At 67.5% G+C, this 9,623-nt stretch carries 8 protein-coding genes; all 8 read left to right on the forward strand.

Features of this window, described 5'->3' with window-relative positions; genetic code table 11:
• The coding region (locus QZV72_RS02260; protein ID WP_297004717.1) for a hypothetical protein at nucleotides 1-779 on the forward strand (779 nt) is incomplete at its 5' end.
• Between the two features lie 142 nt (nucleotides 780-921).
• Nucleotides 922-2,973 (forward strand): glycosyltransferase, encoded by a 2,052-nt coding sequence (locus QZV72_RS02265; RefSeq protein ID WP_297004721.1) that lies wholly within the window; start codon nucleotides 922-924, stop codon nucleotides 2,971-2,973.
• Complete coding sequence (locus tag QZV72_RS02270; protein ID WP_297004724.1) at nucleotides 2,966-3,535, forward strand: phosphatase PAP2 family protein; 570 nt, start codon at nucleotides 2,966-2,968, stop codon at nucleotides 3,533-3,535. The genes QZV72_RS02265 and QZV72_RS02270 overlap by 8 nt, the downstream gene beginning before the upstream one ends.
• Nucleotides 3,535-4,563 carry a decaprenyl-phosphate phosphoribosyltransferase gene (locus QZV72_RS02275; protein WP_297004727.1) on the forward strand — a complete coding sequence of 343 codons (1,029 nt, stop codon included), beginning with the start codon at nucleotides 3,535-3,537 and terminating at the stop codon, nucleotides 4,561-4,563. The genes QZV72_RS02270 and QZV72_RS02275 overlap by 1 nt, the downstream gene beginning before the upstream one ends.
• A gap of 200 nt (nucleotides 4,564-4,763) precedes the next feature.
• Nucleotides 4,764-5,855: an alpha/beta hydrolase family protein gene (locus tag QZV72_RS02280; protein WP_297004729.1), complete on the forward strand. Its 1,092-nt coding sequence runs from the start codon at nucleotides 4,764-4,766 to the stop codon at nucleotides 5,853-5,855.
• Nucleotides 5,856-5,863: 8 nt separating this feature from the next.
• Nucleotides 5,864-6,562 carry a hemolysin III family protein gene (locus QZV72_RS02285; RefSeq protein ID WP_297004731.1) on the forward strand — a complete coding sequence of 233 codons (699 nt, stop codon included), beginning with the start codon at nucleotides 5,864-5,866 and terminating at the stop codon, nucleotides 6,560-6,562.
• Between the two features lie 358 nt (nucleotides 6,563-6,920).
• A complete protein-coding gene (locus tag QZV72_RS02290) occupies nucleotides 6,921-8,882 on the forward strand; it encodes an alpha/beta hydrolase-fold protein (protein ID WP_297004734.1) in 1,962 nt (653 codons plus the stop codon).
• Complete coding sequence (locus QZV72_RS02295; RefSeq protein WP_297004735.1) at nucleotides 8,882-9,430, forward strand: DUF732 domain-containing protein; 549 nt, start codon at nucleotides 8,882-8,884, stop codon at nucleotides 9,428-9,430. Before QZV72_RS02290 ends, QZV72_RS02295 begins: the two co-directional genes overlap by 1 nt.
• Nucleotides 9,431-9,623: the final 193 nt, after the last annotated feature.

Genomic DNA, 9,623 nt, shown 5'->3' on the forward strand with positions numbered 1-9,623 from the left:
AGGCGCAGGGGCTGGAGTACAGCTGCCTCGAACTCGGCGACCAGGTCGACGAAGTGTCCGGCCTCCCAGGCGGGCTCTCCTGTGTGTCGGGTGCCGAGCCCCTGGGCAGTCATCCGACTTTCGTCGTCTTCCCGACCTCGACCATGGCATCCGGCGAGGAGGTCGCAGAGCAGGCGGTGGCCACATCAGGCGGAGACGGTGGCCTCATGGCTTCCCTGGACGAGGACATCATCCGCGGGACCTTCCACCCTGTCGACGGAGACGGTGTCGCGGGCTACTGCATGGACACTTCTGCGGACGGCTGCGCCACGATGATGCCGCAGCTCGGCTTCACCACGTCCACGCTTGACGGCTCCCGGAACATCTACCAGGAGCAGTCGGATTCGCAGGCGCGACTGGACCGGGAGGCGGAGGAACGCCGCGCCGCGGAGTCCGCCGCCGCGCAGGCGACCGAGGAAGCGCAGAAGTACACCGGGTGGAAGGACGCCGACGCCGCCGTCGAGCAGCTGGCTGCCTGGGGTCTGCGCTGCGAGGAACCGGAGACGGAGGACGGTTTCACCGGAACCTTCTGCGGTGACAGTGACGGCCCGCTGTTCTTCGGCGACTACGACGATGTCATCGCGAAGCTGAAGAAGGAGACCGGACTGACTGATGACCAGGCCGGTCAGATGCTCCGGGTGACCGACGACAACTGGACGATGCTCTGCTTCCCCGACCGTCCGGAGAACTGCGACACGGTCGCGGAGAAGACCGGCAAGGACGTCAAGGAAGGTCTCTGACCCCCGGCTCCCGGCGACCACCCGCGCTCCCCTCTGACAGGTGATTCACAGCACCTCCGAGCGCGCCGGACTACGTCTCGACGGCCCGATAGGGGATAATCGTCGGCGAACAACTGTCTATCGGAAGCCGGCGTAGTACTACATGAGCGCAACCAGCGACAACAGCATCACGGACGACACCTTCGACCCGCGGCGTCTCGCCCGGGTCATCCTGCCGAAGCGTGGTGAGCCGCGGGACGTCCGGTCCCTGTACATCGTGGAGAACGAGGCGGCCCCGGGCCGTGTGACGGCGCTCTCGCGGACCTCCGCCAGCATTCCGGCGGGTACCGAGGTCAGCTTCGAGTCCTACTTCAACGGTTTCCCGGCGTCCTACTGGCGGCGCTGGAGCCAGCTCGACGAGGTCCAGCTGCGCGTCGAGCTCACCGGTGATGCCCGCATCGACATCTACCGTTCGAAGATCGACGGCTCCCGCATCGCGGTGACCGGCGGCGTCGTCGAGACCGATGACGCGGGCCACGGTGTCGCCGAGTTCACCGTCCCCCTCGCCCCCTTCGAGGACGGCGGCTGGATCTGGTTCGACCTGACCTGTGAGTCGGAGACCACCGTCCACTCCGCCGGCTGGTACGCCACGAAGGACGCCGCGGAGCAGATCCTCGTCGCCGACACGGTCGTCACCGATCCTGCGACCGGCGGGAAGGTCACCCGCCACGCCGGGGACACGATCCCCGCCCCGGAGCCCCGCGTCACCATCGGCATCCCGACCTTCAACCGCCCGGCGGACGCTGTCGCCGCCTTGCAGGCACTGTCCTCCGACCCGGTCGTCGATTCGGTGGTGGACGCACTGATCATGCCTGACCAGGGGACGAAGCATCCGAAGGATGAGGCGGGCTTCGCCGAGGTCGAGGCGTTCTACGGCGACCGGCTGCGCATGCCGGTCCAGGGCAACCTCGGTGGCTCCGGCGGCTACTCCCGCATCATGTACGAGGCACGCCACCCCGAGCGCGGCACGGACAGCCCGTTCATCCTCTACATGGACGACGACATCGCCATCGAGCCGGACAGCGTCCTGCGCTCCCTGGCCGCCGCCCGGTACGCCGCATCCCCGATGCTCGTCGGCGGTCAGATGCTGAACCTGCAGGAGCGTTCCCACCTGCACACCATGGGCGAGATCATCGACCGTGGCAGCTTCATGTGGACCGCCGCCCCGCACACCCACTACGACCACGACTTCTACCGCCACCCGCTGCGTGACCGCGGCGAGTACGGCGAGAACGCCTCCGGTGAGGAGATCGACTCGAAGGACCTGCACCGCCGCATCGACGCCGACTACAACGGCTGGTGGATGTGCATGATCCCGCGCGTCGTCGCGGACACCGTCGGTCAGCCGCTGCCGCTGTTCATCAAGTGGGACGACGGCGAGTACGGGTTGCGTGCCCGTGACCACGGCTTCCCGACCGCCTCCTGGCCCGGCATCGCCATCTGGCACATGGCCTGGTCCGACAAGGACGACGCCATCGACTGGCAGGCCTACTTCCACCTGCGTAACCGTCTCATCGTCGCCGCCCTGCAGCATGAGGGCAGCCCGAGGGGCATCGTCACCTCGATGGCGAAGGCGACCACCAAGCACCTCATGTGCCTGGAGTATTCGACCGTGGCGATCCAGAACGAGGCGATGAAGGATTTCCTCGCCGGGCCGGACCAGCTCTTCGACATCCTGGAGACCGCTCTGCCGCGCATCAATGCGCTGCGTAAGAACTATCCGGACGCCGTGGTCGTCCCCTCGGCAGCCGCTCTGCCACCGGCTGACGGGGGTCCGGCCGGTCTCACTGAGATCCCGCTGAGCCCGATCTCGAAGGTCGTGGCGCTGGCGAAGGTGGTCCGCAACAACCTGCGTCCGGCTGATCCGCACCACCACGAGGTGCCCCAGGTCAACCTGCCCCCGATCGAGGCCCGCTGGTTCTCCCTGGGCCGGGTCGACGGTGCGACGGTCACCACCTCCGACGGACGTGGCGTCGTCTACCGTAAACGTGACCGTGACAGGGCGGTGGAGCTCGCGAAGGAGTCCGCCCGCCTGCAGAAGGAGGTCGCGACCCGCTTTGACGAGATGCGGCAGCGTTACCGTGTCGCCCACGCCGAGCTGACCAGCTTCGAGGCCTGGGGCCGGATCTTCGAGCCGGAGGCGGTCGTTGAGTAGCCGTGACGGGTGGCGTGACGGGGCGGTCGAAGCGGACCTGCTGGTAGCCCTGCAGGATGCCGTGGTGAAGACCCCGGCCGGTCCCGCGGTGCAGACCGCGGCCCGGGGGCTCAGCCACTTCGGTGAGCACTCCCTGGGCTGGCTCGCGCTCGCCGCCGCCGGCGCCCTCACCCACCGGCGGGACGCCGACCCCGTCACCGGGCGGGACGCCTGGCTCACCCTGGGTGTCTCAGCGTTCACCGCGCATGCGGCGTCGGTGGTGGTCAAGCGCATCGTGCGTCGGAAGCGTCCGCACGACCCGCGCATCGTCGTCGGTGTGGGGACGCCGAGTTCACTGAGCTTCCCGTCCTCCCACGCCACCTCCACCGCGGCGGCCCTGATCGCCCTGTCCCGCATCACCGGGTCGGCCGTACCGCTCGCCGGGATTCCGGTGATGATGGTCTCCCGCCTGGTGCTCGGCGTCCACTATCCGACGGATGTGTGCGCGGGGGTGGCGCTCGGCGTTGCCACCGAGCAGACTGTCCACCGATTCGCACAGCACAAGCGTAAGGAGAACGGCTGATGAGCCGTCAGGAACCGCTCGGGTCCGAGCCCCACACCTCCGGCCTCGAGGAAGACACCGCCGTGTGGACCGAAGGTCACACAGTGACCTCGCCGGACGGGGAGGGGAAGGCGCCGCGTCCGCCGAGGAACCTGCTCGACGGGATGATCAAGGCCCTGCGTCCGAAGCAGTGGGTGAAGAACGTGCTCGTCGTGGCGGCCCCGGCCGCCGCCGGCGGGGACATGCTCTTCCACGGTGACGTCATCCTCGACATCGTGATCGCTTTCGTGGTCTTCTGCCTCGGAGCGTCCTCGATCTACCTCATCAACGACGCCCGGGACGTCGACGCCGACCGGGCGCACCCGACGAAGCGGTTCCGGCCGATCGCGGCGGGCGTCCTGCCGGTGTCCCTGGCCTACGTCATGGCGGTGGTGCTCATTGTCGCGGCGATCGGTCTGAGCTTCCTGGCGTCGTCCGGGCCCGAGCTGGCGATCGTCATCGCCGTCTACATCGTGCTGCAGCTGGGCTACTGCTTCGGGTGGAAGCACCAGCCGGTGATCGACATCGCCCTGGTCTCCTCCGGGTTCATGTTGCGCACGATGGCCGGTGGTGTCGCCGCGGACATCGAGCTGTCGCAGTGGTTCCTGCTCATCGCCGCCTTCGGTTCACTGTTCATGGCGGCGGGCAAGCGGTACGCCGAGCTGAAGCTGGCGATGCGTTCGGGTGCGAAGATCCGCAAGTCGCTGGAGAGCTACACCCCGACCTACCTCCGTTTCGTGTGGACGATGGCGGCCACCGCCGTGGTAGTGTTCTACGCCCTGTGGGGTTTCGACATGAGTCAGCAGCACCCGGGGCACGCCTCGGTCTGGTACCAGGTCTCGATGGTGCCGTTCACCGTAGCGATCCTGCGGTACGCCGCGGACGTCGACCGTGGTGAGGGCGGTGCCCCCGACGAGATCGCCCTGAAGGACCGGACGCTGCAGATGCTGGCGCTGATCTGGGTCGTGGTCATCGCCGTGGCGGTGTACGTGATCCCGGAGATCAGCTGACGGGGTCGGCGACCGACAGCCACGGTCGGTTGCCCACCCCCGCCGGAATCGAACCGGGTGAAACTATTGGTGTCAATTGTCACCGTTTGGTAACATTCCCGCCCGATGGCGCGATAGGCTCCGTGACAGATGAGAGTTCCCTCCGCGGTCCGACGTGATTCGGACGGTGTGTGCGGGGCCGACACCAGGAAGAGAGAATGATGACGACACGCACCGGCAAGCACAGGTCCGCGAAGGGTTCGATGGGCCGCAAGGTGGCCGCACTGATCACCGCCGTGGCCACTGCACTGGGCATCGCCGCCGTCGCGAGCCCGGCGGCCTCGGCCGACGACCGCGAGATCCTGGGCCCGGGGTGTTCCTGGAGCGACTACAATTTCTTCGTCCAGAACTGCTGGTTCTGGTCCGGCGCGATGGGCCAGGACATCCAGGTCCAGATCAAGCGCTCCAACAGCGATGCCGGGGTCTACCTGCTCGACGGGCTGCGGGCCCGTGATGACTGGAACGCCTGGACCTGGCAGGGGCACGGGGCGGACGTGTTCGTCAACGACGACGTGAACGTGGTCATGCCTGTCGGCGGTGCCTCCCAGTTCTACGCGGACTGGGTCGGCAACTTCGGCGGCAACACGACCCCGAAGAACCCGAAGTGGGAGACGTTCCTCACCAGTGAGCTGCCGGCGCAGCTGGCCGCCGGCTTCGGGATCTCCCGCAGCAACAACGCGGTCGTCGGCCTGTCGATGGGCGCCACCGCCGCGCTGAACCTCGCCGGCCGCCACCGCGACCAGTTCAAGCAGGTCACCTCCCTGTCCGGATACCTCAACACCACCTGGCCGGGCATGTACCTCGCCCTCCAGTTCGCGATGAGCCAGGGCTCCCAGGGCGCGAACGTCTGGGACATGTGGGGTGGACCGTTGGACCCGGTGCGGTTCCAGAACGACCCGATGCTCAACGTCATGTCGCTGCGCGGTATGCCGGTCTACCTGGCGTCCGCCGCCGGTATCCCGAACATGAACAACGACGTGGGAAACTTCTTCAACGATCCCGTCGGCGGTATCTCCGGTATCGTTCTCGAGCAGATGGCAGCCAGTCAGACGGTCCGCTACGAGGCCGCCGCCCGCCTCGCCGGTGCGAACGTCACCGCCAGCTATCCGCTGATCGGTGTCCACAACTGGACGCTGTGGAATCCTGAGCTGGCCAAGGCCCGCCCGCAGATCCTCAATGCGCTGAGCAACATCCAGTCTCCGCGTCCCTCGGTCGGTGGCTCCTCCATCGGCTCGCTGCAGCTGCCGTTCTGACGGACGAGGTGGCCGACACCCGCAGGACACGCCGACCCCGCCGACCACCGGTCGACCGGGGTCGGCGTCCTGCATTGCGCGGTCGGCTCCACGAGAACTCGGCCTGGTACTTCGCCGGTACCGGCACGGCCCTGGTCGTCACGGCGTTCAGCCTGCACGGTGACAGTGCACTGTCCTGGGTGACCCTGCTCTACACCGTCTGCCTCGTCGGACTGTTCACCGTCTCTGCGCTGTACCACCGGGCCCCGTGGCGCAGTGAGCGCACGGTCCAGGCGTGGCGGCGGGCGGACCACTCCATGATCGCGGTGTTCATCGCCGGCACCTACGGTCCGGTGGTGGTCTACAGTTTCGGTTCCTGGTCGGAGGGGCTGTGGGTGCTGCCGGTGTGCTGGGTCGCGGCCATCGCCGCCGTCAGCCTCAATGTCTTCTGGATCGGTCATCCGCGGTGGGTCGACGTGGTGGTCTACCTGGTGCTCGGCTGGGTGGCGCTGCTGCGTCTGCCCGGGTTCGTGGACGCCCTGCCGGCGGTGGTCGGCGGGCTTGTCGTCACAGGCGGCCTGGTGTACTCGGCGGGTGCGGTGGTCTACGGGAGGAAGAGGCCGAATCCGTCGGTCCGGTGGTTCGGTTTCCATGAGGTCTTCCACGCCGCGACGATTCTTGCGGCGGCGCTGCATCATGTGGCGGTCTGGCTGCTGATCCTCGACTGAGGCCGGTGGCCGGGGCGCACCGGGAGAGGTGCCGCGGTGGGGGAGGGGCGCACCGGGTGGGGGTGCCGGGGTGGCCCGGGGGTGGTTCCGGGGTAATGCCCGTGGCGTGGTCGACGATGGTATCCCCGTACCGGTCACGCCGGTGACCGTCCATCTGTTACTGTGGTCCCCAACCTTCAACAAAAACTTTAGACTTGTGGCGTGTCAGCAGCGTGACGCCGGGACCGGCGTCCATAATGGCGTCTGTCGCACCGCGATCAGCCCGGGTGGGAGGGGAACCCGCCCGGAGGGTCGCGCCAGGCGTCCGCCGGCACCCGGTCAACGAGACAGAACGAGACAGAAGAGGAACAACCGAGACATGAGGCCTTTCGTCGTGAAGCCGTCCCCCCGTAAGCGTGGTACACGTCGGCTCGCCGCAGCCGTACTCGCCCTGCCCCTGTCGGTGGCCGTCGCACTGCCGCTCGCAGGCACTGCCGTGGCCCAGGAGAACGCCCCCGAGCCCAACCCGAACGCCCTGGGTAACTGGCTGGACCCGCAGACGGTCCCGGAGCGCGTCCCGCAGTCCGTGGAGAGTCAGAACCTCCCCGGGCTGCCCGACGGTGTCTCCGTGGAGAAGGTGGAGTGGCTCACCGACCGGTGGGCGAACGTCTACATCAACTCCGCCGCCATGCCCGGCGAGCCGGTGAAGGTGCAGATCCTGCTGGCCCGTGACTGGTACAGCCAGCCGAACAAGACCTTCCCGTCCGTCTGGGCCCTCGACGGCATGCGTGCCCGGGACGACGAGTCCGGGTGGACCCTCTCGACGAACATCGCGCAGTTCTACGCAGACAAGAACGTCAACGTGGTCATGCCTGTCGGCGGCGCCGGTTCCTTCTACACCGACTGGGACAAAGAGCAGAACGGTGTCAACTACAAGTGGGAGTCCTTCCTCATCAATGAGCTCCCCGCGGTGCTCCGCGAGGGCTGGCGCACCAACGAGCAGCGTGCCGTCACCGGTCTGTCCATGTCGGGTACCGCTGCGGTGAACCTCGCCGAGCACCACCCGGAGCTGTTCCAGTTCGTCGGTTCTTTCTCCGGCTACCTGGACACCACCTCGTTCGGCATGCCGCTGGCCATCGACTACGCCGTCAATGAGACCTCCGGACTGTCCGCGACGAACATGTGGGGTCCCTACGGCTCCGCCCGTTGGAACGAGAATGATCCGAAGCAGCATGTCGGCAAGCTCAAGGACACCACCGTCTACGTGTCCTCCGGCAACGGCAACGCCGGTGCCTACGACGTCCAGGGCCCGATCCCCGGATTCCCGGAGAACCCGGCCGCCTGGGGTCTCGAGGCCATGGCCATGCTGACCTCCCGCACCTTCGTCGCCGCGGCGGACCAGGCAGGGGTCGACGTGATCCAGAAGTTCCGCCCGTCCGGCACCCACGACTGGCCCTACTGGCAGTACGAGATGGCCCAGGCCTGGCCGTACATGGCCAAGACCTTCGGCCTGTCTGAAGAGGACACCGGCTCGACCTGCGCCCCCATCGGGGACATCGCCAAGGTCGCCGCCGCCTACAGCGGAAATCTCGGCACCTGCATCACCAACGAGTACGACGCGAGGGACGGCGGTAAGGTCCAGGACTTCCGCAACGGCCGTGTCTGGTGGAAGCCCTCCACCGGTGCCCACGCCACGTGGGGCCGGATCAGCGCCCGCTACTCCGAGATGGGTGGTGCGGACTCCTGGCTCGGTTACCCGACCTCCGAGGAGAACACCATCGCCGGCGGCAACGGCCGGTTCGTGAGCTTCGAGAACGGTGCGATCTACTGGACCCCGGAGACCGGGGCCGTCGCGGTGAAGAACGACGTCATCGACGCCTGGGGTCGCCAGCGGTGGGAGAACGGCCCACTGGGCTTCCCGATCGAGGCGGAGGTCGGCATCGACGGCGGTGCCTGGCAGAAGTTCCAGAACGGTGTGATCGTCCGCAACCCCGCGGGCAGGCTGCAGTACGTGCAGGGTGTCATCGCCGCCAAGTACGTCGCTGACGGTGGCCCGTCCGCCTCCGGTCTCGGCTTCCCGACCTCCGATGAACTCGGGATCGCCGGTGGCGCGTTCAGCACTTTCGACAGCGGCAACATCTACTGGTCCGCTGCGACCGGGGCCCACCGTATCTCCCGCGGCGACATCTTCAAGGCCTGGGGTGAGGAGGGGTACGAGCAGGGGAGGTTCGGCTACCCGACCTCCGACGAGACCGAGGCGAACGGCGTGCGGAAGGTCACTTTCCAGCACGGTGAGATCCGCCAGGTCAACGGCAACATCGAGAAGGACTTCAGGGGCTGATGCTCATGCGTTTCCGTTCCACCCGGGGAGCGATCCGGTTTCCCCGCACCCTGACCGCGGGTGTTCTGGCGGCCGTGACCGTCGGGGCGCTGGCCGCCTGCGGTGACGACTCATCCACCGCAGACAGTGAGGGCACGGCGTCCTCCACGCCGTCGGTGGTCGTGCCGGCCAATCCGACGACCTCGGGTCAGGTCGTGACCACCACCCCGAACCCGCACTCCGGTGACGGCGCCGGCTCAGGTGGGGCACAGGACGGGGGAATCTCCGAGATCACCGAGCTGCCCCCGGCCTCCGCTGTGCGAGATGAGGCGGACGACGCCTTCCTCGACGAGCTCAAGGGCAGGCACATCGACATCGCCGACCAGGTCGTGCAGGACCAGGTCATCGCCGCCGCCCACGAGCAGTGCCAGGCCAATGAGGAGGGACGGCCCAGTTTCGCCGTCCCGGCCATCGCCGGTCAGCTCCAGGCCCTCGGCGCGACCGACGAGGACCCCGAGGTCGTTGCCGCGGCCATCAAGGCTGCTGCCGAGGCGAACTACTGCAGTTGACGGGAGTTCCCGTCCGACAGGCTCATCCCCCGTGCACCCGGTGCACGGGGGATCCGTGCTTTGTCGCACGGCGGCTTTTCTGAAACAGTGATACTTTACTTCCGTCACATCTGTCACAGGATCGGTCTTCCGGGCCGGTGCCGTCATTTCTGAAAGAGTTCTCATGCGTTCTGCATTGCGCCGGCCCGGGCGC

It is taken from the genome of uncultured Corynebacterium sp. (assembly GCF_902782855.1).
Taxonomy (GTDB): Bacteria; Actinomycetota; Actinomycetes; order Mycobacteriales; family Mycobacteriaceae; genus Corynebacterium.